Source organism: Methylocystis sp. Sn-Cys (assembly GCF_016745395.1).
In the GTDB taxonomy this organism is placed as follows: Bacteria; Pseudomonadota; Alphaproteobacteria; order Rhizobiales; family Beijerinckiaceae; genus Methylocystis; species Methylocystis iwaonis.
The window spans coordinates 99,689-121,691 of record NZ_JAERVJ010000006.1 but is presented as its reverse complement, the minus strand read 5'-3'; the positions used below and the strand labels follow the sequence as shown (position 1 = coordinate 121,691).

Here is a 22,003-nt window from a genome sequence, read left to right as displayed (position 1 = left end):
GCGGCCACGATCTGGATCCGATGTTGTTCAACAACAGCGCATCGCGTCCGTTCCCGAGATCGTGGCCGCCCTTTTTATCGCGCTGTAAGGTCGTGTCTTGAACGACGACTCCCAAAAAGAGCACAAGCTCGGCGAATGGCGCGAACGCGCGCTCGCCTTCGAGCAGGAAATCCGAAAAGCGGTCATCGGCCAGGAGCGCGTCATTCGGCTCGTCACGATCGGCGTTTTTGCCCGCGGCCATATCATGATCGAAGGCGACGTCGGCGTCGGCAAGACGACCTTGCTTCGAGCGGTGTCCCGCGCGCTCGGCGGGGATTTCGCCCGTTTCGAGGGCACGGTCGATATGATGCCGAGCGACATCCTCTACCATACCTATCTTGGCGACGACGGTCGCCCGCGCGTCGAAGCCTCGGAGCTTCTGCGGCTGGCGGATACGCTGCCCGTATTCTTCTTCAACGAGATCAATCGCGCGCGGCCACAGGTCCATTCGCTCCTTTTGCGGCTGATGGCCGAACGAAGCGTGACGGCGTTCAACCGTCTGGTCAATTTTCCCTATCTCCAGGTTTTCGCCGACCGCAATATGGTCGAGCGCGAAGAGACATTCGAACTGCCTGCCGCCGCAAGAGACCGCTTCTTTATGGAAATTTCCATGCAGGCGCCCGCCGATCCAGAGGCGCGGCGCAGCCTTATTTTTGATCCCGTCTTTCAGGATGTCGATTTACTTCTCGACAGAGTGGCGCCCGGAACGGTCGACTATCGCGAGATCGGGAGCGTGGCGCGCGTAATCCAGGAGACGGTGAAGGCGAGCCCGACCCTCCAGTCTTATGTGTTGAACCTCTGGCGCGCGCTGACCGAGCCGGCGTCCGTCGGCATATCGTTGCGCGACGTCGACGTCGCGACGCTTGTAAAGGGCGGCGCCAGCCCACGCGGCCTTGCGACTCTGGCGCTTGCGGCGCGGGTGCGCGCCTGGCTCGAGGGTAGGGACTATCTGACGCCGGACGACATCAAAGACGTTTTTCTCGAGGTGATGGCGCATCGCATTTTTGTCGATCCCATTCATGCGCTGCGCGGCGACGAACCGGTCAAGCAGCTCTGCCAAGCCGCATTCGACACGATTCCGGTTCCATGACCATAACTGGCGACCTTCTGTACCGCCCTCGCGGACGCTTCCGGTCCAATCATGCCGGCGCGCATGTATCGAGCGAGGTCGGTGGGTTCGGCGTGTTCCGTGACCAAGCGCCCTTCCTGCGCTATCCTGACGCAAGACGCATCGATCTGCGCGCGACATTGCGCGATCCTTTCGGCGAGACTCATGTCCGGCGCTTCGAGCAAAGAAGCGCGATCGACGTTTACGCGCTTGTCGACCTTTCCGCGTCCATGGGCTTTGTCGGCGCGGTCGACCGTTTCCAGGTCGCCTGCGACCTCTGTGCCGCGCTCGCCTTTTCGGCGACGCGCATTGGCGACCGCTTCGGTCTCGTCGCCGGCGGCGACGTTTTGCGTGAGAGCGCCTTTCTTCCGGCGACGCTATCGCGAAGGGCGGCGCTTCACGCCGTTGATCGGCTTCGCGACGAACGTCCGGCCGGCACGAACGCGGAAAGCCTCGAGACTGCCGCGATACGCCTCGGCGCGGGGCGAAAGCTCGTTCTGCTCATCTCCGACTTCCGATGGTCGGCGGCGCTTGTCCAGAGGATCTTTGACGCGCTGGCGCTTCACGATGTTTTGCCGGTGGTGCTCGTCGACTCTGTCGAGCTGAATCCGCCGCGCTGGGGTTTGCTCGATTTACGTGAGCCCGAAACAGCGCGGCGGCGTACAATTGTCATGCGTCCGGGCCTGCGGCAAAAATGGATCGACGCCGAGTCGAAGCGCCGGGCGGCGTTGATTCAGCTCGCGGCCGGACGCGTTCGACCGCCGGTTTTCGTCGAGGATCGTGTCGATTCCCGATCCCTCAGTTTACGTCTCATGGCGGCGTGAGGCGCGACATGCGTATCGCGCCACTCTTCATTGTCGCGCTCTTCTGGGCCACTTGCGCCCAGGCCGCCGACCAGCGCGTCAAAATTCATTCCGCGCGGCCTTTCGGCTATTTTGTCGGCGATCTTATCCATGCCCGCATCGAGATTATGTCATCAGCGGACGCGAAGCTCTCGGCCTCCTCACTTCCGCGGCCGGGGCCCCTCGGGGTTTCGCTCGACCTCAAAGACGTAGGCGTTCACGCGACAGCGGTCGGCGCGGACACGCGTTGGGACATCGATCTGGTCTACCAGAATTTCTACGTCGCGCTCGATGTGCGAAACATCGACATTCCTGCTTTCGATGTGCGTCTTGGAGAGGAAACCATTTCGGTTCCCGCCTGGCGCGTGGGCGTCGCGCCCTTGCGCGAAATCGCGCCTGAAAAGCAGGAGCGCTCGGAGGACTATTTGCGCCCGGATGCGCCGGTGGTCTATGCGGAGGAGACCGAGCCGAAGCGTCTTGCGCTGGCATTCGCCGCTCTCTCTTTACTCTCGCTCACTGCGGTCGCGCGGGATCGCGCCTGGCCGCCATTCCAGAAAAGACCCGCGCGCATTTTCAGCGCGCTGGCGCGCAAGCTCACGGTTCAGACTCGCGCGGCGACCGACGCGACCGTTCTTCCGTTGGCCTTTCAGAGCCTGCATCGCGCGATCGATCTTGCGAACGGCGCGTCGCTCCTCGCTGAGGACGTCCCCGGTTTTTTGGCGCGGCGGCCGGAATTCGCGCCCCTGAAGCCTGCGTTCGATCGCTTCTTCTCAGCATCGCGATGGGCCTTCTTTTCGCAAGCGGGAGATCACGTCGGCGATTACCCCCTTGCCGAGCTCCTCGATTTTGTAAAAGCGCTCGCACGCCGGGAGCGCGCGCAGTGACGCTTATCAGCTTCGACCTCCCGGAACTGCTCCTGCTGGCGCCCGCCGCCCTCGCGCCGCTGTGGAAATCCGCATTGCGCGATTGCGCGATCTCCTCACTGGATTGCGCACCCGAAGACCGTCTTTCCGGACTCGTCGACGTTGGCTTGAAGTTGCTCGGCGTCATGGCGCTTCTCGCGAGTCTCGCGGGCGCGGCCGGTCCTTTCCTTCCCGGAGAGGAAGTCGAGCGCGTGGCCGAAGGCGCGCAGATCGTTATGCTGATCGATCGCAGCGGCAGTATGAACGAGACATTTGCGGGCCGGAACCCTTCTGGCGACGAAGAGTCCAAGGCGGCCGCCGCCAAGCGGATATTGAAAGGCTTTGTCGAGAGTCGGCGGCGCGACCTTGTCGGCGTCGCGGCCTTCTCGACCTCGCCCATGCTCGTCACGCCGCTCTCCGATCACCCTGACGCGACCAAAGCAGCGATCGACGCCATGGATCGGCCGGGGCTGGATTACACCAATATTGCACGTGGCCTCGTCATGGCGCTTTCGATGTTTCGCGCGAGTGACGCCGATCATTCCCGGGCCGTTCTTCTGATATCGGACGGCGCGGGAGTCATCGATCCGAAAATCCAGGACGATCTGCGCGCGGATTTCAAAAAGGCCCACGTCAATCTTTATTGGCTTTTCCTGCGCACCGAGGGAAGCCAGGGGATCTACGACGCGCACGACAACGACGAGTCCCCACAAGCGGCCCCGGAGCGCCATCTCGATCTTTATTTCAAATCGCTTGGCGTGCCCTATCGCGCTTTCGAAGCGGAAGGACCCAAAGCGACCGAGGAAGCTTTGCGTCAGATCGATCAGCTCGAGCGCCGGCCCATGCCGTATTTCGAAAAGCTGCCGCGACGCGATCTGTCCGGGACATTTTTTGCAGCGGCGCTCGGCGCAGTGTGTCTGCTGCTCGTCGCAAAACTAGCGGAAGTTCAGCTCGCGTCACCCAGAGGCGTCCCGTGATCGACCGCCTGCGCAAAAGAGCCGTCGTTTTTTGGCGCGAGCAGCATTCTGCGCTGCTCGTCGCACTCCTCCTGACGCTTGCTGTCGCGACCGGCTTCGAATTGGTGGCGTGGCGCCGCGCGCTCGCCACGAATGACACGATCGAATTGCTCCGCACAGGCCACGATATTCAAATCGACGCCGACGCGCGCCCGGAACTGCTGCTCGCGCGCATTGCTTTCCTGACGAAACGCGACGAACTGGATCAATCCCGCGGTCTTCTGGAGGCGTTGGACCGCGTCGGCGATACGCAGACCCGCGCGCGGGGGCATTATCTCTTGGCCAATGCGCTGCTGCGCGTGGCGCTGGCGCATATCGAGAGATCCGAGCTCGAAGCGGCGGCTCCTTTCGTGAATCTTTCCAAGCGGGAATATCGCCGCGCGCTCCAACTCGACCCGGAATTCTGGGACGCCAAATATAATTTCGACGTGGCGGCGCGACTTGTGCGCGACTTTCCGGACTTCGAGCGAACGAGCGGCGACGAGCTCAGCGCCGATCCGAAAAAGCTCTGGACCGATATTCCGGGCAAGCCGAAAGGTCTGCCCTGATGCGCCCGGACTTGCGTGATCCCCGGTTCATCTTGCTGACGCTGGCGGTGGCGCTGCTCGTCGCTACATTCATTACGCCCCGGGTGCTGGTGACGCGCCCGGGGTATGACCTCCTCGCCGTCGTCGACATCACCGGCAGCATGAATGTTCGCGACTACGCCGCCTCGGGCAAACCGATCAGCCGTCTCGAAAAGGCCAAGGCCGCCTTGCGGGAGCTGATCGCCAGCCTCCCTTGCCCCTCGCGCGTCGCGCTCGGCGTTTTCACCGAACGGCGGCCGTTCCTGCTCTTCGAGCCCATCGACGCCTGCGCCGATTTCTCGCCGCTCGACTCTGCGATCGCAGCGCTCGATTGGCGCATGGCCTGGGAGGGGGATAGCCGAATAGCGGCGGGTCTGTTCCGCGCCATCGACATGGCGCGCGAGTTGAAGACGGACCTGCTGTTTTTCACGGACGGCCACGAGGCCCCGCCGCTGCCGCCATCCGGCGGTCCCGCTTTCGACGGGAAAGCCGGTGAGACGCGTGGGTTGATCGTGGGAACCGGCGGCTACGATCTCTCGCCGATCCCGAAGTTCGACGACCGGGGGCGGGACATCGGCTTCGTCGCCGTTGACGAAGTCCCGCATGAGAGCCGTTTCGGCCTGCCGCCCAAAGGCGCCGAGCAAAGGGAGGGCTACAATGCCCGCAACGCGCCCTTCGGCGCGACGGCCGCCGTCGGCGCGGAGCATCTTTCCTCGGTGAAGGAAGACTATCTGCGCACGCTCGCCGAAAAAACCGGCCTCGGCTACGCCCATCTCGGCGACGCAGCGCGTCTGCGCGACGACTATCTTGCCGCGGCAACGGCGCGTCCACGCTCGGGGTATCTCGATCTCAGAGCCTTTGTCGGCGGCGCCTCCGCCGCCTGCCTGTTTGCGGTCTTCTTGATCGCGCCGCTTTTGGAGCGGCTCACGCGCAAGCGACAAATCGCGCGCGCCGCGTAATCACAACCATGAGGGAGAAACAAATGAAGAAAGCAGTGTCGTTGATAGCCTTCTTGCTCGCCGCGCCGGCGTTCGCACATGGACCGACGCCGATCAAGGTCGATGAAACCATCGTCATTTCCGCCGATCCCAAGGCGGTTTGGGCGGTCGCGGGGAAATTCGATGGGTTGGCAGCCTGGCATCCGGACGTCCAGGCGGTGAAGGCCAAGGGCGGCGACGCTGCGGGCGCCGAGCGCGAAGTGACGCTCAAGAAGGGCGGGGCGTTGAAGGAAGGCCTCGACGAATATGACGCGGCGGCGCACAAGCTTTCCTGGCGCATGTCCGATCCCAATCTCGACGCGCTGCCGGTGAGTTCCTACACGCTCACCTTCACGGTGGAGCCGGCGGCGAGCGGTGGCAGCCAAGTGAAATGGTATGGGCGCCTCTATCGCGGCGACACGAGCAACGAGCCGCCCGAAAATCTCAACGATGACGCGGCGCGCACCGCGATGGCGACATATCTCCATAACGGGCTGGAGAGCCTGAAGAGAAAAGTCGAAGGAAAATAGCGTGCCGCCGCGGTCGACCGCCTCGAAAGCGGCATTTGTGCTCGTCACGTGCCTCCTCTGCGCAGCCTGCGGCAAAGAGGAACGCGCGAGCGGCGCAAATGATGTGATCGAGGCGCAGGAGGCCAAAAGCGGCGGCCCCTGGCTGAGCGCGACGGACAATACCGACCCGGCGCTCTGGCTGGCGCGCCGGGAAGCCGGCCACGACGGCGTCGCCGGCGAGGTGGCGGTCGGGCGCATGCGTGCGGCGCTGCTCGCAGCGCGCCCGCATTTCCTCGAAACGGACCGCATGCTCGCCAACCGGACGGCGCAGACTGGAAAAATGCTGGCGGACGACGGACGTGTCGAGGGTTATGCGGATTTGCTGGAGGCGCTATCGAATGTCGCCGCCGAGGCCGGACAGAAGCAGACCTATGGCGTCCTCTGCCAGCATTATTTCAATCTACGTCACAAGGACGTGACGCGCGAAGAGGCTTTGCGCCTTCTTTCGGAGCGCTACCGAACGCAAAAGCAGTTCAGGTAGATGTACTATTTCCGTTAGAATAGCTCCGATTGATGTCATTCCCGGCGGGCTGAAAGCCCGACCGGGAATCCAGGGCCACAAAAGCGCTGGTTTTGCTCTGGATTCCCGATCGCTCGCTCACGCGAGCGTCGGGAATGACGCCGGCCCAATCAAGCGGATCTATTACACCAGCCGCATGGCGACTTTGTTCTCGACCGCAATGCGCAGAAGGTCGGCCTTGGACCGTGCCCCGAGTTTGCGCTTGAGCAAAATACAGTTGTTGGCGACCGTCTTGTAGGAAACCTTCAAAATATGCGCGATCTCGGTCATATCCTTGCCATTGGCGAGGTTGCGCAGAATTTCGATCTCTCGGCTGTTCAGCGCGTCGAGCGGATTCTTGGTCAGGCTCTGGTCGGCGAAGGCGAGTCTCAGCGCCAGATTGCCGGAGAGATAGCGTTCGCCCGCCGCAACGGATCGAAGCGCCTTGATGAAGACTTTCGGGTCCTCGTTTTTTGCCAGATAGCCTCGCGCGCCGCGTTCGATTGCCCGCGCCGCGAAAACCGGATCGTCGTTCATGGTGAAGACGATGACTTTCGCATCCGGGTTTCGCTTCAGCAACAGGCGCAGCAGCTCGAACCCGGAGAGACCGGGGAGATTGATGTCGAGAACAATGACGTCGGGCGCGGTGGAAGCATATTTTTCGAGCGCTTCGTCGGCGTTGTGGGCCTCGATCACGTCGATGTCTTTTTGCCCGGAGAGCATGCCGCGGCAGCCCTCGATCACCATCGGATGGTCGTCGACGATCAAAACACGCATGACGATTTTTCTTGTTGTGGACCTAAAATCTTTGTTGTGAAAAGCGTGCGCGGTGTCAATCGTCTTGTGGCCGTTTTGTGGCTGCTCTTTCACAGGCAAAAGCCGATGATCTCACTGAAAGCGGGGCTGAGTTGGCTGATCGGCCTCGTGCTTCTTGCAATGCTCCTGATCAATCTCACGATTCAGCTCATGCATGCGGGACCGCGCGTGCGGGCCGAGGCGGGAAGCAATCTCCGTCTCGCTCGGGAGTTTGTCCTGACAACAATTGCAAGTATTCCCAGCAACGCGAATCCAGCTCCAGCCTTGCGTCAACTCTACGCAAATCTCGGTCGTTTGCGCCATGTCGACATCACGATACTCGAACGGGGCGAAGCGCCGCCGGCGCAGTGGTCTCAGCCAGAACGCCTTCTCGCCGACAATCCGCCCGCTTGGTTTGTGCGACTCGTGGATGTTCCTCCGCCACGCGTCGTCATCGTTCCCATCCGCGCCCATGAGCGCGACTATGGCAGCGTCGCGATCGTCTCCAATCCCCTCGACGAGTTGGAGGAGATCTGGTCGGACATGACCTGGCTGGCGTCGATCAGTCTGGTCGTGACGCTTGCCATCATCGTTCTCGTGCTGCTCCTCGTTCGGTATTCGCTCGCGCCTTTCGAAGCGCTGCAGGCCTGCCTTGCCGACCTCGAAGCGCGGAAAAGCGGAATCCGGATCGCGCCGCAGGGCGCCACGGAATTTCGCGACATCTCGAACGCGCTCAATTCGCTCGCAGCGACGCTCGATCGCGTGCGGCAGGAGAACCGCGATCTCGTCAACGAGCTCATCGAGATTCAGGACAGCGAGCGAAAAGACATCGCCCGAGACCTCCACGACGAGGCTGGCCCCTGCCTGTTTTCGATCCGCGCGGCGGCGGCGTCTCTACAGGAGGCTGTCGCGCAGTCTCCGGCGGACCCTGAGCGATTACGCCAGATCAGCACGATCATGGATCGGGCAGGCGAGGCGCTTCAGTCTTTGTTCCGGGGTCTGCTCGGGCGCCTGAGGCCAACGGGGCTTTCCGAACTCGGGCTCGAGGCGGCGCTCAAAAATCTTTTCGCGTCCTGGTCGCTGGGCCATCCAGAAGTCGATCTTCGGCTGTCGTGCCCCCATGATTTATCGTCGCTCGACGAGACTACCGCGTTGACGGCGTACAGAGTTGTTCAGGAGAGCGTGACCAACGTCTTTCGGCACGCCAATGCAAGTTGGGCGCGGGTCTCTGCCGAATTCGGGTGCGATATGATCGGCGAAATGGGAGAAAGCGAAACGGAGGATGCGCCGACATTAATTATCGTCGTCGAAGACAATGGGGTCGGCATCGCGGAAGAGCACCGTTCCGGAATGGGCCTGCTCGGGATGCGCGAGCGCGTTCAGGGACTGGGCGGTCGGATGAAAGTAGAGCGAGGCGTGGCGGGAGGGACGCGGGTGATCGTCTCGCTGCCGATCCGCGACGAAGACGAGGCCGATCGGGAGTAGGGCGAATGCCTCGGAGAATGCGGAGTTGGTCGGGAAGCTTTGGAACAGCCCTTTGGCGAAATTTCAGGCTGATCGAACCAGCGCAGACCGTTATCTTGCCTCAAGGGCCCGATCCAGGGCCCCGATAGAAGGAAGCAGTCATGACCTGGTCGAGCCCGATTATCATCGAAGTGTGCGTTGGCATGGAAGTCACGAGCTACGAATCGGCTGAGATTTAACGCCGCTTTGGAGCGCCGTGGTAGGGCGTTCCTCCCGGCGCGAAAGGCTGACGCCATTTCCATTTGAACAGCTACATTGGCGGCTGTCATTCCCGGCGGGCTGAAAGCCCGACCGGGAATCCAGAGCCACAGAAGCAGCGGGTGTTGCTCTGGATTCCCGATCGCTCGCTACGCGAGCGTCGGCAATGACGCTGAACCAATCTAAGGCTTCTTGTTTCTTTCATAGGTCGCCGCGGCGGCGGCGCGCATTTCTTGCCTCAGGCCCGTGAACATCCCGTCGATCATCCCGGTCACCTCTTTCGGCGCCGTAGCTGGATCGCCGGCGTTGAAGGGCGGGGCGGGCGCGTATTGGGCGAGGAGCTGTACGCCTTGCGCATATCTCTCGTCCCGCAACTCCGCGACAAGAGAAAGTGCGAAGTCCAGCCCGGCCGTGACGCCCTCAGCCGTGATGCGGTTCCGGTCCTTCACGAAGCGCCCATCGGTTGGTATTGCGCCGACGATCGGCAGCAATGGCTTTGTCACCCAATGCGAGGTCGCGCGATAGCCCTCGAGCAGCCCCGCCGCGCCGAGGACGATCGAACCTGTGCAGACAGAGGTGACGAAACGAGCCTTTTGGCCGATGTCGCGAACATAGGCGATTGTGGCGTCGTCTCGAATGGCGGCGAGCGTCCCTTGCGTCCCGCCGGGAACGCAAAGGATGTCGTAATCCGCGACCGCCTCCTCGAAGCGCGCCGATGGCGTAAAGATCAGACCCGTGTCGCTACGCACGGGGTCGAGCGTCTTGGCGACAATGTCGATCTTTGCGCCCATCAGACTTGCGAACATGTAGTGCGGCCCGACCATGTCGAGGGCGGTGAAGCCCGGATAGATCAGGAAGGCGATCCGCTCCTTGCCATGCCAGTGGCTCGGCATCTGTGACATGTCATGCCCAGGCGCCGCGCTGTCGCTCGGCTTGTCGCTCGCGGCAAACGCTCGGCCGCTTGCAAGAATCGCGGCGAAGGCGGCGATCGCCTCTCCGACCTGGCGGCGGTCGAGCGTGCTCATGCTTTACTCCTACATACGAACGGAAAGATTGGCGAAGAACGTGCGTCCCTCGCCCGGCATGACGCGGCCGGAAAGATACGGATATTGAACGAAATACTGATGATCAGAGAGATTTTTGCCGTTGACCGAGAAAGTGAAGTGTTCATGCTTGTAGGTCAGAGCGGCGTCGAAAGTGACATAGCCGCTCGTGCTCCAGGGGCTGCCGATCTCGATCACCTGCCCGGAAGCTGCATAAAGCCCCGCGCCAAACGACCAGCCCTTGAGAAAGCCGTCGAAGGCGTAGTTCCCCCAAAGGCGCCCGGAGTCCGCCGGCGCCAGGTTCAAGGGCGCATTTTGGATCTTGGGATTCAGATCTTTCGAAACCTTGGCGTCGATATGTGCGTAGCTTGCGAGAAAGGAGAGGTCCGTCGTTGGCTGCCAAACGAGGTCAGCCTCGACGCCGGACGAATGCCACTCGCCCGATTGATATTGTGTGATGCTTCCCGCGAGCGTCGTCACGACATTGGTCCGCTTGAGATCGAAGTAGGCGAGCGTCCCCGACAGTCCCATCGGGCCGTCCAGCTTGACGCCCGCCTCCCATTGCTCCGATCCCTCCGCCTTCGGCGCCGCGCCGCCTACGCCGAGGAAAATGGAGACCGGCCGGAGGCCTCGCGCGTAACTGCCATAGACCGAGAGCCAATCTGTAACGTCGAATAGGGCGCCGACGCGGGGCAGAAAAGTTGTCTGGCTCGAATTGAATTTCCGCGGCGGGCGGGCGGCGCCTTCCTCGGAATAAATATCGATGAAGGCGACGCGGCCGGCGGCAAGAATATGCAACCGCTCGAAAATCGTGGACTGCAGCTGTGCCGTCAGCCCTGCGTTTTGATAGGCGCTGTTGCCGCGGCTATAAATCGTGTAGCCGCCCTGGCCGGGAAGCGGATAGGCGTAGGGCGGGAAGACCGGCGCACGGAAGTCGACGAGGGTCGGATAAAAGGACGCATAGGCGCCCAATCCGAAAAAGTTCAGCGTCTTCTGGATCTTTGGATCGGGCGGGGTAGCGTTGGCGCTGGACATGTACCCCTGATCCCAGACGCGGTTGAAATCGCCGCCGACAAGAAGCTTGTTCCGTGTCGGCCCCGCGTCGAACTTCGCCATCACATTCGATGTGACGGAGATTTCTTTCGTCTGCTGGGCCATGATGACGTTGGCCATATAGAACTGGCTCGGCCCGCCAACGACGCCCACATAGGGGTCTTTGTAAAAGGTCGGCTTGTTGCCGAACGGAATTTGCGACGGCTCATAGAGGCTCGACGATGAGAAGCGCGCGCTCGTGAAGGTCGAGAACGTCTCGTCGAACTTATGATCGAAGCGGAGCGTGACCCCTGAGGAGGACGTGCTTGTCGCAAGCAGCCCAGCATTGGACAGGAAGGCGGTCGGGCGCACCGAATAGAAGGTTCTGTCGATCGTGCCCATCGCTGGCAATCCCGGATAGTCAGGCTGCTCGCGCCGGGTGAGATATCCCTGCACGATCAGCGAGGTTGCATCCGTCGGCGCGATTTTGATCGTCGGATTGATCGTATAGCTGCGCCGTTGCACTACATCGATGTTCGAACGCGTGGTTTCATATTGCGCGGTCAGCCGGAACAAAACGCTCTTGTTCTCGGTAAGCGGCTGATTAATATCGATATAGGGGCTTGCGAAGCTGTAGCCGCCGCCGCGGATGCCGGCTTCTGCGAAACGATCCGGCGTCGGCAGCTTGGAAACGACATTGACCACGCCGCCGACCGGGCTCGCGCCGCCCTGAAACAGGATGCTGGCCGGCCCCTTCAACACCTCGACCCGCTCGACATTGGCGAGGAGGTCGCGCACGCCGAGATCGTAGTAATTCGGCAAGCCATCGATGTAACGCTCGGCGCGCATGCCGCGAAGGCTTGGGCCGAGCTCGCCCGGAAATAGCGGGCTGACCGGCTGCAGGCCCGAGACGTTCCGGAAAACCTCGGCTTGGGATACCGCTTGCTGGTCGTCGATGAGCTTGCGCGGAATCACCACGATCGACATCGGCAATTCTTTGATCGGCGTCTCGAAGCGCGTGGCGCGCGACGTCAGCGCCTGATAGCCGCGCACTGGTCCAGCGGTCGTCTGCCGGACTGGGGGGCCGTTGTCTCGCTGATTCGAGGCCGCCTGGCTCGCAGGCTCCGGCCGCGCGGCCCCTCGCGCCTGCGCCCGCGACGCGACGCCGACGTCGATCGTGGGCAAATTCTGTTGAGCGACGGCGTCGCCTGCATATGAAACCGCCAGCGCCCCCGCGCACACATGTCCCAGTAGTCGATTGCGATTGAGCAAAATGGCCTCCTAAAGCGCTCTTTCGTCGGGAAGTTGCCGCATCCCGGAGCGGGGTATAGAAAGCCAAGCTTTCACGGAGATAACGTGAGAACGCCCCTCCCGCGCTTGCGCGCGACTGTTGCAAAATTGCCATGTCTTGATTTACCTACAAAGCTGTTCGCTTGCGGCGGAACGATCTATGCTCCAATTTCTTCCCTCTGACGCGCGCCTGACGGCAAACTGCCTGTCGACATGCGCGCGCTGCTAGTCGAAGACGAGCCGGAGATGGCGCGGGCCATCGTGGCGCGTCTCGGCAGATCCGGCTTTATCGCGGACTATGTCGGCGCGTTGGAGGAAGCGCGGGCCGCTCTGCAATGTCACCATTACGGGCTGGCGCTTCTCGATCGCAGACTCCCCGACGGCGACGGGCTCGAGCTTCTGCCGGACCTCAAGCGGCTGCAGCCCGGCATCCGTGTTCTTGTCTTGACCGCTTACGAGACCGTGAGCGACCGTATCTGCGGACTCGATGCCGGGGCGGATGATTATCTCGCAAAGCCCTTCGATCTTGACGAGATGATGGCCCGGATCAGGGCCTGCCTGCGGCGCCCCGGCGCGGAGGCGCCGCCGCCCGTCGTTCTCGGCAAGCTCTCATTCGATCTTGCTAGTCATCAGGTGTCAATCGACGGAAAGCCCTTGGTGCTCCATAGACGCGAGCTCGCTTTGCTCGAAGCTTTGATGCGGAATTCCGGCCGTATCGTCCTGCGCAACCAGCTTCAGGACGAAGTCTACGGATTCGATGACGACGTGCAGGGCAACGCCCTGAACATTCTCGTCTCGCGCTTGCGCAAGCGGCTGCACGATCTCGGCGCACAGGTCGAGATACATGCGGCGCGCGGCATTGGTTATATGATTGCGCGAGCGCCGCAAGCGTGAGCGCGCGACAATCCATCTCTTTCCGGTTGATCGTCAGCCTTGCGGCGGCGCAATTCGTGGCAATCGTCTTTCTCGTTCCCCTCATGGAGTTCGCCATCTCCATTTTGGGCTTGGGCGCCGCCTCGGCGATGAGCCCGGACGAGTGGGGAGAGTATCGGCTCATCGCCCTGGTCCAGAAGTCGCTCGCGCGAACGCCGGACGAGAACGCCATCATTCAACCGACGGCGGCTCTGCGCGACTATATGATCGCCGATCCGCAGGCGCGATACGCCGTTGTCGACCCGCAAACGAAAAAAGCGCTGCCCGGCTCGTCGCCGGAACTCGTCGCGGCGCTCGCCGGTCTCGATCGGATCGACGCCCTGGCGTTGAAATTTCATCTACCCGGGGACGAGGCCAAGCGCGCGCGCGGCAGCCTGCGGCTCATCGAGACGGCGATCGGCCGGTTCGTGATCGCCGTCTACGGCTACCGCTTTGCATGGGAAGACCTTTACGAGGTCGCAAGGCTGTTCCTGACCTTGCACACGGCGATCGTGATTGCGCCGGGCATATTTGGGGCAGTCCTAGTCGGATGGGTTGTCGTTCGGCACGGGCTCGCGCCATTGCGCGCCGCGGCCGCCGATATTGCCGCGATCGACGTAAATACGCTTCATCGACGCATTTCCTCGGACGACGCTCCGAAGGAGGTTGTTCCCTTTATCGACGCGGTCAATGGCGCGCTGACTCGCCTCGACGCCGGCGTCGCGGCGCAGCGCCGTTTTTCGGCGAATGCGGCGCATGAATTGCGGACGCCGATCGCGATCATGTGCGCTCACGCCGATAATCCCGATAACGAGGCCTTCAGGCGTGACATGCGGCGGGATATTCACCGCATTCAGTCGATCGTCGAGCAATTGCTCGCCACAGCGCGTTTTTCAGTTTCATGCGAGAAGGAGGTCGATGATCTCGATCTTGGGACGACCGTCCTTGCGTTGATTGCCGATTTCACGCCTCTCGTAATCGAAAACAAACGGAACATAGCCTTCGAACAGCCGCGCAGCCGAATCGGTCTCCGCCTGCACAAATGGGCGCTCGAATGCGTGGTGACAAATCTCCTCAACAATGCGCTTCGCGCCGAGCCGGAAGGCGGCGTCATTCAGGTGCGCGTCCTGGAGCCCGCCGTGATCGAGGTCGTCGACCACGGCAATGGCGTATCGCCGTCGGATCGGGACAAAATATTCGAACCATTCTGGCGCCGCGAGACCAGCGGAAAGGGCGCGGGGCTCGGATTGGCGATCTCGAAAGAGCTGGTCGAACTGATGGGAGGCGCGCTCTCTCTAGAGGAGACGCCGGGCGGGGGCGCGACTTTCAAAATTTCGTTTGTGAAGGTTTCTGGCTCGGGTCCGAGCGCATAGCTCGAGGCGTGACGTCCCAAAGCCATTCCTTCTCGCGCCCGGATGCAAGGCTCTATTGCGCCCAGCCAAGAGCCTTTCCGTAGCAGCAGCCGGCGAGGCAAGCGCCCGTTGTCCATACTTGCTGCTTGTCGCCGCGACCGAGCGCGATAGATGCGGCTTGAAGCAGCTTTGGCAGAAGGGCCTCCTCATGAACATGCGCTCCATCCGCTCAATGGCGGGCGTCGCCCTTCTCGCAACCGCGGCGCTTACGCCGATGACCGCATGCGCGGCCACGATCTACGACGCTCGACCCGTCCTCGTACGTCCCATGCCGCCGCGCCTCGATTGCCCGACGTGCTACAAGGGTCACGACTTTGGAAGCGACTGCTTCCAATTTGTCTGGAACGGCTTCGAGCAGGTGTGGACGAATGTGTGCCTGCTGGGATGGCATTAGCTGCGTGTCCGAAAGGACCAGCTCTCCATACCGCCGCTCGGCCTCTACAGAAAACTAGATGCGGAAAGAAAGCTCAGCACGAAACCTCTACCCGGCCCCATCCAGGCGACGATAGACTGCGCCAAAAACTCTGCCGCGAGAGATGTCGCCATCACGAAAGCCAGGAAGGCGGCAAGGCCGTGGATAAGGACCCGCGTCTCCAGGCTTTGGCCCTGCCTCGGAGTGAGCCAAATCACCCTGTTGCTCTGACGACCGGATAGCGTCATTTGAAATCCCCGACGATCGCCGCACCTCTAAATATACGAAACCAATAGCTTTTTGAAAGCGCCTTTTTCGCGTCTTGTGACGCGTGCTCTTTCGCTCACCCCCAAGATCGAATGGGCGCCCCCACTCGCGCGCGCCGCGGCTGGGCTTTGCGTAGGCAGGTCTTAGAAACTTTTAAACATAGCATGAACGGGAGAAAGCAAGTTCGAGAACATGATGGTGACCGAACGAGGTCGCTCGTTCGACTGACCGTCGATCGCGGCAGGGGAGATGTGGGCTCTTTGGACCGCTCGGTCGCGGCGGGCGCTGGATCAAAAATTTGGGTAGAACTCGTCGCGGTTGAAACATCATCTAAGTTAGTTTATCGGTATTATAAACTAATCGGAGCGTGGAAATGGCTTGCGACCCCTCGTCCCTCTCAGTCGTGGTTCAGGGCAAGAGCCGGGCGGGCGTGGAGACCGTCTCCGGCGTGCCACATGGCGCCACAAGTCGCGCCACTGCGATGGTGTTCGAAGATCCGTTGTCGCTGAAGATGAAGGAAGACATCCTTCGCGTCGCGCCCAGCGACGCGACCGTTTTGGTCATCGGAGAGACTGGGACCGGAAAGGAGCTGGTCGCACGTTACATTCACGCCCACAGCAAGCGCAAAAACGGACCATTTCTCGCCGTGAATTGCGGGGGGTTCAGTGAAACGCTCATCGAAGCTGAACTATTCGGGCATGAGAAAGGAGCGTTCACGGGCGCCTTGAAGACAGAGATGGGCTGGTTCGAGGCCGCCAATGGAGGCACGCTGCTTCTTGACGAGATCGGAGACCTCCCGCCGCCTATGCAGGTGAAATTGTTGCGCGTCTTGCAAGAGCGAGAAATCGTCCGCGTCGGTTCGCGTCGCCCGCGTCCAATTGATGTTCGGCTCATCGCCGCGACCAACGTCAATCTCGATGCGGCCGTGCAAGCCAAGACCTTTCGCAACGACCTATTCTACAGGTTGAATGTCGCGACGATTCATTTGCCGCCGTTGCGCGCGCGAAAAGGGGACGTCAAGCCGCTAGCTGATTACTTTTTGAAGCTTTACGGAGAGAAGCTCGGTCGCCGTGATCCGGAGCTGACCCCCGGCGCCTTACAAAAGTTGATGAATTATAGCTGGCCAGGGAATATTCGCGAACTAGAGAATGTTCTTCACAATGCGCTCCTACTAACAAATGGCTCGCTCGTTCAGCATGTGCCAATCGTCGAATCGTCCGCTGCTCAAATCGAACTATCGCTAGATTTCGAAGAACAACTTCGTCAACTCTTCGAAGGAGCTATTTCTCGCGGTGAAATAAATCTTTTCGAGTTCGTCACTCGGTCGCTCGTCTCAACCGCACTCCAACGCGAGGGCGGAAATCAAGTTCACGCCGCCGAAAAGCTCGGACTGACACGCAACGCGTTGCGCACGCATCTTGCTCATATGGGCATGATAGCGCCACGCAAGAAATTCCGTGTGCCAACCAACGGAAAAACCCGAGATAAAGATATAAATGTCACCCGGCTGGGCTATCAGAAATTCGGCACTCTTGCGGCTCTGAAAGCGTTAGGTTCTCTCGACGCCAGATTGGCGTCCTTGGGCTTTCACGCGGAATGGCGGGAATTCAATTCCGGGCCCGACATACTCGATGCAATAGGGCGCGGCGAGATTGATTTTGGCGTTACGGGCGAAGCAGCAACCGTGTTCGCCGTCGCTATGGGGGTGTCATTCTTCTATGTAGGATTCGAACCACCGGCGCCCAGCGACGTCGCCATTGTCGTCGCCGATCGAAACATCCGCACCGTCGACGATTTGAAAGGAAAGAAAGTCGCGTTCAGCCGCTGGTCGAATGCGGATTATTTCCTGATGACGGCCCTGAAGAGGCGGGGGCTTTCGCGTGCGGATATTGAACCAATATACATCCCTCCCAGTCTCGATTTGCTCGACGACCTCAAAGGTGGCGCTATCCACGCCTGGGGGATTTGGGAACCCCTCCTCAGCGTGGCGCGGGACAATGACGCTGCGCGTATTCTCCTCGATGGCTCAGAACATGTCGTGAATCGACAATTCTATGTTGCGCGCCGCTTATTCGCCGTCGGGCATCCACAAATTATCGAAGCGATTTTTACGGAGATTCGCGCCCTGGGCGCGAGCCGAGCGGCCAGGCAGCCAAACGATCTTAGGGCTATTGCCCGCTGCTTGAACCTCGACCACTCTGTCGCCGAGCGTCATTTGAATCGGTTAGAGTTCCGGCCCCAGCCTCTCGACGATGAGATCATCGAAGAGCAGCAAGCGATTGCTGACGCGTATCTCAGCTCGGGACAATTGCCCGCCCGCGCCGCTATCGCCGATGCGGTGTGGCGCGGCTCGTAGAGCGAGCCGCGGCGCCTCCTTAATATTTGGCCAGCACGGGCGCCGGAGAGGCGCCCCCGAAACGGAACGTCGCGCCGACGCTGGCGAGCCATGGGTCGAGATTGGATTGCACTCGAACATAGATATTCTGGTTGAGCGCGGTGTTGTAGATCGTCGCATAGGCTGTCGGTTGCGCCATGATGCGTTTAAGATCGACGTTTATGCCAATATTGGGCGTGATCATGTAATCGAACCCGATCTGACCGGCCACGCCGACGGACTGGCCGATTTGCAGGTCTCGCACAGAATTGAATCCGGTGAAGCCAAGCGCGGTGACGAGCGGGGTCCAGCCGTTTCCGGGCCCATAAGCGCCAGCGAACTCGCCTCCCTCGCGGGATTCGCACCCGTCGGCGCACTCTGTGAAATCATTCGCGACGACGGTGAAATGGCGCGGCGGCCTGAGCTGGTCGAATTCGCGAAGCGGCACGAACTTCCTATAATTACAGTTAATGATCTTGTCGCTTATCGGCAAAAGCAGAATGAGCGTCCCAAGCGCATATCGGTTTCACGTTTGCCGACGCGTTATGGTGATTTTACCACCCATGTTTTCAGAGCTGCGGACGGGGCAGAGCACCTCTCGATTGTCATGGGGCCGGTCGAGGGCGACGGCACGTTGGTCAGAATGCATTCAGAGTGCCTGACGGGCGATCTCCTCGGGTCTCTGCGATGCGATTGCGGATCCCAGCTTAATCTCGCGTTGGAGCGTATCGCGCGGGAGGGCAGAGGGGTCTTGATATATCTTCGGGGCCACGAGGGGCGGGGGATCGGGCTGACGCAAAAATTGCGCGCTTACGAGCTACAGGATCAAGGAGCGGACACAGTCGATGCGAATTTAATGCTCGGCTTGCCGGTCGACGCCCGAAACTATGGCACCGCGGCAGGAATCCTGACTCTCCTTGGCGTGACCAGCGTCCGCCTGATGACCAGCAATCCAGCCAAGACAGAAGCGCTGACCTCTCTGGGCGTCGCAATCAAAGAGGTTGTCTCTCTCCATGCGGCGGCAACGTATGAAAACATCCGCTATTTGGAAACCAAGAGCCGAAGAATGCGTCATCAACTCGACCTTACTCGATTGACCCCTTCCGCCGCGGCTCGACTCCAAAACGCCTGAAACTGAAACAGACTAAGGAACAGCGATGAGCAAAGTGAAACTTGTCACGGTCTCGGGCGGCTTGAGTCGGCCTTCGCGCTCGGCTGCGCTCGCCGCCGCCATTGCGAGAAAGCTAGCCACTCACGGCGCTTTCAACATCCATTCCATAGAGATTGCCGATCTGGCCCCTGAACTAGGCGGCGTCCTCTCTCCGAAGGGCGCGCCCCCGCGCATCGCCGAAGCAATCCGCGAGATTGAATCGGCAGAGGCGCTCGTGGTTTCGGTCCCGGTCTATCGGGGATCCTACACTGGGCTTTTCAAGCATCTTTTCGATCTCATAGACTACGAGGCATTGATCGGTAAGCCTGTCCTGCTCGCGGCTTGCGGGGGGAGCGATCGCCATGCGTTGGTCATCGACCATCAGCTTCGACCGCTGTTCAGCTTCTTCCAGTCCTTGACGCTGCCGATCGGCGTTTTCGCCAATGACGGCGATTTTACAAATTACGAGGTAAGCAACGAGGGGCTCGAGGCGCGCATTGATTTGGCGGTAGAGCGCAGCATAGGGCATCTTCGACCGCGCTAGACCCTATGTCCGCCCGCTAGAAGCAATGGCGCGCCAAAAACCTGGAAATGTTTCAAATATATATGCGGGCGCACCTGTTGCCTGGACCAGTTCGGGCGGCTAGGTATTTCTCCTTCGCGCAATCGATGCGCAAAAGAGCGAGCCAGCAAGGCGGCCGACGCCCCAGCCAGCCAGCAAGACATGCCGGACTGGAAGGGCGAGTTTCATGGAAAGCGTAAGCCATAAGGCGTCTCGCAGCGTTTCATCGTTGATCATGGCTGCGGCATGCGCTTGCGCGGCGCAGGCGCAGGAAGTGCTGCCGACCATCGACATATCCTCGGAAAATGCGGCGCCTTCCGCATCGGGAACAGGCTCTCCCCGGCGCGACGGAAGCCGTCGCTCGAGCGTCGGTCCGATCGGCGCTCGGCAGGCTGAGCCGAGTATTCTGAAACAGGCGACGCAGAATGTCTCGGTCATCGACCGCCAGCAGATCGAACTCACGAATCCCACGAGCCTGCTCGACGTGCTCGGCCAGGCGCCGGGAGTTTCGATCGCCCGCTCGGGCGGCATCGGCGGGCAGATCTATCTGCGCGGATTCAGCTCCAACAGCATGCGGTCTCCTCTCTACATCGACGGCAATCGCCTGCGTGGCCGCAACACGCTGCAGCTCAACTATTTCGCGCCCGAGGAGATCGAGCAGGTCGAAGTCATACGTGGGCCGGCTTCAGTCCTATACGGAAGCGATGCGCTCACCGGCCTCGTCAATGTTGTCATGCGTCAGCCCCAGGCGGATTCCTCCGGTCCGTTTCGTTTCACTGGCGGCGGCGCCTCCTTCGGCTTCGGCAGCGCCGCCACGGCGCTCAGCACATATGAATGGGTCGAAGGCGCCGGTGAGGGCTTCTCGGTTCGCGGCGGGGTCAGCGGTCGCAAAGGCGTTTCTTACGAGACTCCGCAGGGCGTGGCGCGGAACAGCGACTACAGAAGCCTGGGAGGCAGCTTCACTTTGGGCTATGCGCCGACGCCCGACCAACGCATCTCCGCAACCTTCCGCGGCTATACCGAAACCGACGGCCGCGCCGGAGGCGTGGGTGGAGCGCCCGGTTATCCATTTCTCAAAGTGCGCCAGAGCCCCAACGAACTGCTGATGGGCCGCATCGACTACTCCGGCGACTTTGCGGCAGGCCTCTTCAAGCACGTCGAAGCATCGGCTTACGTCAATTACTTCGACACGCATGTGCTGACGTTCAACGCCAGCAACGCGAGACAAAGGTCGTTCGGGGATAATTACGTGGTCGGACCGCTCGTTGTGGGCGGGCGCGCATTGGGTGTGATGCCGTGGAATATCGAGGGCTGGGGGAGCGGCGTCACCAAGATCGGCGGCGACGCCTTTCACGAGGCGCGGCCGGGCAGCCAGTCGAGCTCGCTCGTCGCCGCTCTGAACGCCGCCGGACGCATCACGGCGATCAAATATACGCTCCCGAACCAGACGGTTCCCGATTCGACTCAGACCAATGGCGGGGTGTTCGCGTTGCATGAATGGACGCCCATCGCGCCGCTCACTCTGTCGGCGGGTGGCCGCCTCGATTATTTCAATACGCAGACGAAAACCTGGCCGCTCGCATCGACGGCCTTGCTGGCCTCCTATCAGGCGAACAGCAATGTCGATAGACTCGCGCCGACGGGCAGCGTGGGCGCGATCCTGCGCATGACGCCGGAACTCGACCTCGTCGGCAATGTCGCGACATCCTTCCGGCAGCCGACCAATTCGGAACTGTTCAATTCCACCGCGACGACGATCCCGAATCCGGATCTCAAGCCCGAGACAGGTCTCACTTACGAGGGCGGGCTTCGATTCCACGGCGCCGACGCGACGGCCAGCATCACAGGGTTCCACAGCATCTATCACAATCTGATCCTGGCGAAGCAGGTCACTTATTTGGGCCTGTCCACCTATACGCAGAACCAGAATGTCGGCAGCGCCGAGGTCGACGGCATAGAGGTCGAGGAGCGTTGGCAGGCGACGCCCTCGCTCAATATCTCCGGCAATCTTACCTATCTGCGCGGGACGAATATTTCGACGCAAACGCCGCTGCCCTATATCGCGCCGCTCCGGGCGCGCGTCGGATTGCAGTTCGCGCCGCCAGGCGGCGGCTATTCGCTGATGGGCGTGGTCAACGCCGCGGCGGGGAAGACGCGCATCGACACGTCGTCCGAATACAAGACCTCCGGCTATGCGATCCTGAATCTTTATTCGAGTTTTCAACTCGGAACGCTGATCGCGCCGGAGCTCGGCGACACGACGCTGTCATTGGGGCTGGAGAATGTCTTCAACACTCCTTATGTCGACGCAGCGACTTTCGCGAATGTCTCCTTCGGCCGGAGCCTGACCAATCCTCTGCTTGAGCCGGGGCGCAATTTCACTGCGAGACTATCCTATCGGTTTTGAGCGCTTCGATCTCTGGCCGCGATAAACCTGTCGCCTTCGCCCGCGCCGCTCCGGATCGCCGTGAACGCCGCGGGCGAAGGCATTCCGACAACGACAAAACGGCGCGA

22 protein-coding genes are annotated in these 22,003 nt (G+C 61.1%); 17 read left to right on the top strand and 5 right to left on the bottom strand.

The window, feature by feature from the left end:
* The first annotated feature begins 97 nt into the window (after positions 1-97).
* From JJT62_RS13000 to JJT62_RS12965, 8 genes are read left to right on the top strand one after another with little or no spacing between them, the layout of a single operon-like run.
* Positions 98-1,129 (top strand): MoxR family ATPase, encoded by a 1,032-nt coding sequence (locus tag JJT62_RS13000; RefSeq protein WP_202073195.1) that lies wholly within the window; start codon positions 98-100, stop codon positions 1,127-1,129.
* Positions 1,126-1,971, top strand: a complete 846-nt coding sequence (locus JJT62_RS12995) for a DUF58 domain-containing protein (protein WP_202073194.1) — start codon at positions 1,126-1,128, stop codon at positions 1,969-1,971. The genes JJT62_RS13000 and JJT62_RS12995 overlap by 4 nt, the downstream gene beginning before the upstream one ends.
* Before the next feature lie 8 nt (positions 1,972-1,979).
* Positions 1,980-2,873, top strand: coding sequence for a nonribosomal peptide synthetase MxaA (locus JJT62_RS12990; RefSeq protein ID WP_202073193.1), 894 nt, complete (start codon positions 1,980-1,982; stop codon positions 2,871-2,873).
* Positions 2,870-3,868, top strand: a complete 999-nt coding sequence (locus JJT62_RS12985) for a vWA domain-containing protein (protein WP_202073192.1) — start codon at positions 2,870-2,872, stop codon at positions 3,866-3,868. The genes JJT62_RS12990 and JJT62_RS12985 overlap by 4 nt, the downstream gene beginning before the upstream one ends.
* Positions 3,865-4,455 carry an MxaK protein gene (locus JJT62_RS12980; protein ID WP_202073191.1) on the top strand — a complete coding sequence of 197 codons (591 nt, stop codon included), beginning with the start codon at positions 3,865-3,867 and terminating at the stop codon, positions 4,453-4,455. The genes JJT62_RS12985 and JJT62_RS12980 overlap by 4 nt, the downstream gene beginning before the upstream one ends.
* Positions 4,455-5,432 (top strand): vWA domain-containing protein, encoded by a 978-nt coding sequence (locus JJT62_RS12975; protein WP_202073190.1) that lies wholly within the window; start codon positions 4,455-4,457, stop codon positions 5,430-5,432. The genes JJT62_RS12980 and JJT62_RS12975 overlap by 1 nt, the downstream gene beginning before the upstream one ends.
* 23 nt (positions 5,433-5,455) lie before the next feature.
* A complete protein-coding gene (locus tag JJT62_RS12970) occupies positions 5,456-5,980 on the top strand; it encodes an SRPBCC family protein (RefSeq protein WP_202073189.1) in 525 nt (174 codons plus the stop codon).
* A gap of 1 nt (position 5,981) precedes the next feature.
* Entirely contained in the window at positions 5,982-6,500 is a 519-nt protein-coding gene (locus JJT62_RS12965) for a hypothetical protein (RefSeq protein ID WP_210340661.1), read from the top strand.
* A gap of 162 nt (positions 6,501-6,662) precedes the next feature.
* Here JJT62_RS12965 and JJT62_RS12960 read toward each other — a convergent pair whose 3' ends face one another.
* Complete coding sequence (locus tag JJT62_RS12960; protein ID WP_202073188.1) at positions 6,663-7,295, bottom strand: response regulator transcription factor; 633 nt, start codon at positions 7,293-7,295, stop codon at positions 6,663-6,665.
* A 105-nt stretch (positions 7,296-7,400) separates the two neighbouring features.
* Between JJT62_RS12960 and JJT62_RS12955 the strand changes: the two genes are divergently transcribed.
* Both JJT62_RS12955 and pqqA read left to right on the top strand, forming a co-directional pair.
* A complete protein-coding gene (locus JJT62_RS12955) occupies positions 7,401-8,798 on the top strand; it encodes a histidine kinase (protein WP_202073187.1) in 1,398 nt (465 codons plus the stop codon).
* Positions 8,799-8,938: 140 nt separating this feature from the next.
* Positions 8,939-9,016, top strand: a complete 78-nt coding sequence (pqqA, locus tag JJT62_RS19580) for a pyrroloquinoline quinone precursor peptide PqqA (RefSeq protein ID WP_202073329.1) — start codon at positions 8,939-8,941, stop codon at positions 9,014-9,016.
* A 201-nt stretch (positions 9,017-9,217) separates the two neighbouring features.
* On the opposite strand, the gene JJT62_RS12945 is transcribed toward pqqA, so the two are convergent.
* Entirely contained in the window at positions 9,218-10,060 is an 843-nt protein-coding gene (locus JJT62_RS12945; protein WP_202073186.1) for a DJ-1/PfpI family protein, read from the bottom strand.
* A 9-nt stretch (positions 10,061-10,069) separates the two neighbouring features.
* Positions 10,070-12,382 (bottom strand): TonB-dependent siderophore receptor, encoded by a 2,313-nt coding sequence (locus JJT62_RS12940; RefSeq protein ID WP_202073185.1) that lies wholly within the window; start codon positions 12,380-12,382, stop codon positions 10,070-10,072.
* Between the two features lie 231 nt (positions 12,383-12,613).
* On the opposite strand from JJT62_RS12940, the gene JJT62_RS12935 reads away from it, so the two are divergent.
* The 3 genes from JJT62_RS12935 to JJT62_RS12925 all read left to right on the top strand — a co-directional run bounded on the left by JJT62_RS12935 (position 12,614) and on the right by JJT62_RS12925 (position 15,118).
* Positions 12,614-13,294 carry a response regulator transcription factor gene (locus tag JJT62_RS12935; RefSeq protein ID WP_202073184.1) on the top strand — a complete coding sequence of 227 codons (681 nt, stop codon included), beginning with the start codon at positions 12,614-12,616 and terminating at the stop codon, positions 13,292-13,294.
* Entirely contained in the window at positions 13,291-14,685 is a 1,395-nt protein-coding gene (locus JJT62_RS19385) for a HAMP domain-containing sensor histidine kinase (protein ID WP_202073183.1), read from the top strand. Before JJT62_RS12935 ends, JJT62_RS19385 begins: the two co-directional genes overlap by 4 nt.
* A 187-nt stretch (positions 14,686-14,872) precedes the next feature.
* Complete coding sequence (locus tag JJT62_RS12925) at positions 14,873-15,118, top strand: hypothetical protein (protein WP_202073182.1); 246 nt, start codon at positions 14,873-14,875, stop codon at positions 15,116-15,118.
* Between the two features lie 44 nt (positions 15,119-15,162).
* Here JJT62_RS12925 and JJT62_RS12920 read toward each other — a convergent pair whose 3' ends face one another.
* Entirely contained in the window at positions 15,163-15,354 is a 192-nt protein-coding gene (locus tag JJT62_RS12920; protein ID WP_202073181.1) for a hypothetical protein, read from the bottom strand.
* A gap of 422 nt (positions 15,355-15,776) precedes the next feature.
* On the opposite strand from JJT62_RS12920, the gene JJT62_RS19430 reads away from it, so the two are divergent.
* Positions 15,777-17,759 carry a sigma 54-interacting transcriptional regulator gene (locus tag JJT62_RS19430; RefSeq protein ID WP_202073180.1) on the top strand — a complete coding sequence of 661 codons (1,983 nt, stop codon included), beginning with the start codon at positions 15,777-15,779 and terminating at the stop codon, positions 17,757-17,759.
* Between the two features lie 19 nt (positions 17,760-17,778).
* Here the strand turns inward: JJT62_RS19430 and JJT62_RS12910 are convergent, their stop codons facing one another.
* A complete protein-coding gene (locus tag JJT62_RS12910; RefSeq protein WP_370568544.1) occupies positions 17,779-18,009 on the bottom strand; it encodes an OmpW family outer membrane protein in 231 nt (76 codons plus the stop codon).
* Between JJT62_RS12910 and ribA the strand changes: the two genes are divergently transcribed.
* From ribA to JJT62_RS12895, 3 genes are all read left to right on the top strand, one after another.
* On the top strand, positions 17,929-18,909 hold the full coding sequence (gene ribA / locus JJT62_RS12905) for a GTP cyclohydrolase II (protein ID WP_246744876.1): 981 nt from the start codon (positions 17,929-17,931) through the stop codon (positions 18,907-18,909). The genes JJT62_RS12910 and ribA overlap by 81 nt on opposite strands.
* A gap of 25 nt (positions 18,910-18,934) precedes the next feature.
* The gene (gene msuE / locus JJT62_RS12900; protein WP_202073178.1) at positions 18,935-19,471 is read left to right on the top strand and encodes an FMN reductase; all 537 of its coding nucleotides are present in this window, start codon (positions 18,935-18,937) and stop codon (positions 19,469-19,471) included.
* 253 nt (positions 19,472-19,724) lie between these two features.
* Positions 19,725-21,896, top strand: a complete 2,172-nt coding sequence (locus JJT62_RS12895; RefSeq protein WP_246744875.1) for a TonB-dependent receptor — start codon at positions 19,725-19,727, stop codon at positions 21,894-21,896.
* The last annotated feature ends 107 nt before the right edge of the window (positions 21,897-22,003 follow it).

Bases quoted from the DNA above. Each gene is read 5' to 3' on its own strand.
- JJT62_RS12995 (WP_202073194.1), top strand. From the start codon at position 1,126: ATGACCATAACTGGCGACCTTCTGTACCGCCCTCGCGGACGCTTCCGG.
- JJT62_RS12975 (WP_202073190.1), top strand. From the start codon at position 4,455: ATGCGCCCGGACTTGCGTGATCCCCGGTTCATCTTGCTGACGCTGGCG.
- msuE (WP_202073178.1), top strand. From the start codon at position 18,935: ATGAGCAAAGTGAAACTTGTCACGGTCTCGGGCGGCTTGAGTCGGCCT.
- JJT62_RS12925 (WP_202073182.1), top strand. From the start codon at position 14,873: ATGAACATGCGCTCCATCCGCTCAATGGCGGGCGTCGCCCTTCTCGCA.
- JJT62_RS12895 (WP_246744875.1), top strand. From the start codon at position 19,725: ATGGCTGCGGCATGCGCTTGCGCGGCGCAGGCGCAGGAAGTGCTGCCG.
- JJT62_RS12945 (WP_202073186.1), bottom strand. From the start codon at position 10,060: ATGAGCACGCTCGACCGCCGCCAGGTCGGAGAGGCGATCGCCGCCTTC.
- JJT62_RS12960 (WP_202073188.1), bottom strand. From the start codon at position 7,295: ATGCGTGTTTTGATCGTCGACGACCATCCGATGGTGATCGAGGGCTGC.
- JJT62_RS12970 (WP_202073189.1), top strand. From the start codon at position 5,456: ATGAAGAAAGCAGTGTCGTTGATAGCCTTCTTGCTCGCCGCGCCGGCG.
- JJT62_RS19430 (WP_202073180.1), top strand. From the start codon at position 15,777: ATGGCTTGCGACCCCTCGTCCCTCTCAGTCGTGGTTCAGGGCAAGAGC.
- JJT62_RS12990 (WP_202073193.1), top strand. From the start codon at position 1,980: ATGCGTATCGCGCCACTCTTCATTGTCGCGCTCTTCTGGGCCACTTGC.
- pqqA (WP_202073329.1), top strand. From the start codon at position 8,939: ATGACCTGGTCGAGCCCGATTATCATCGAAGTGTGCGTTGGCATGGAA.
- JJT62_RS12935 (WP_202073184.1), top strand. From the start codon at position 12,614: ATGCGCGCGCTGCTAGTCGAAGACGAGCCGGAGATGGCGCGGGCCATC.
- JJT62_RS12955 (WP_202073187.1), top strand. From the start codon at position 7,401: ATGATCTCACTGAAAGCGGGGCTGAGTTGGCTGATCGGCCTCGTGCTT.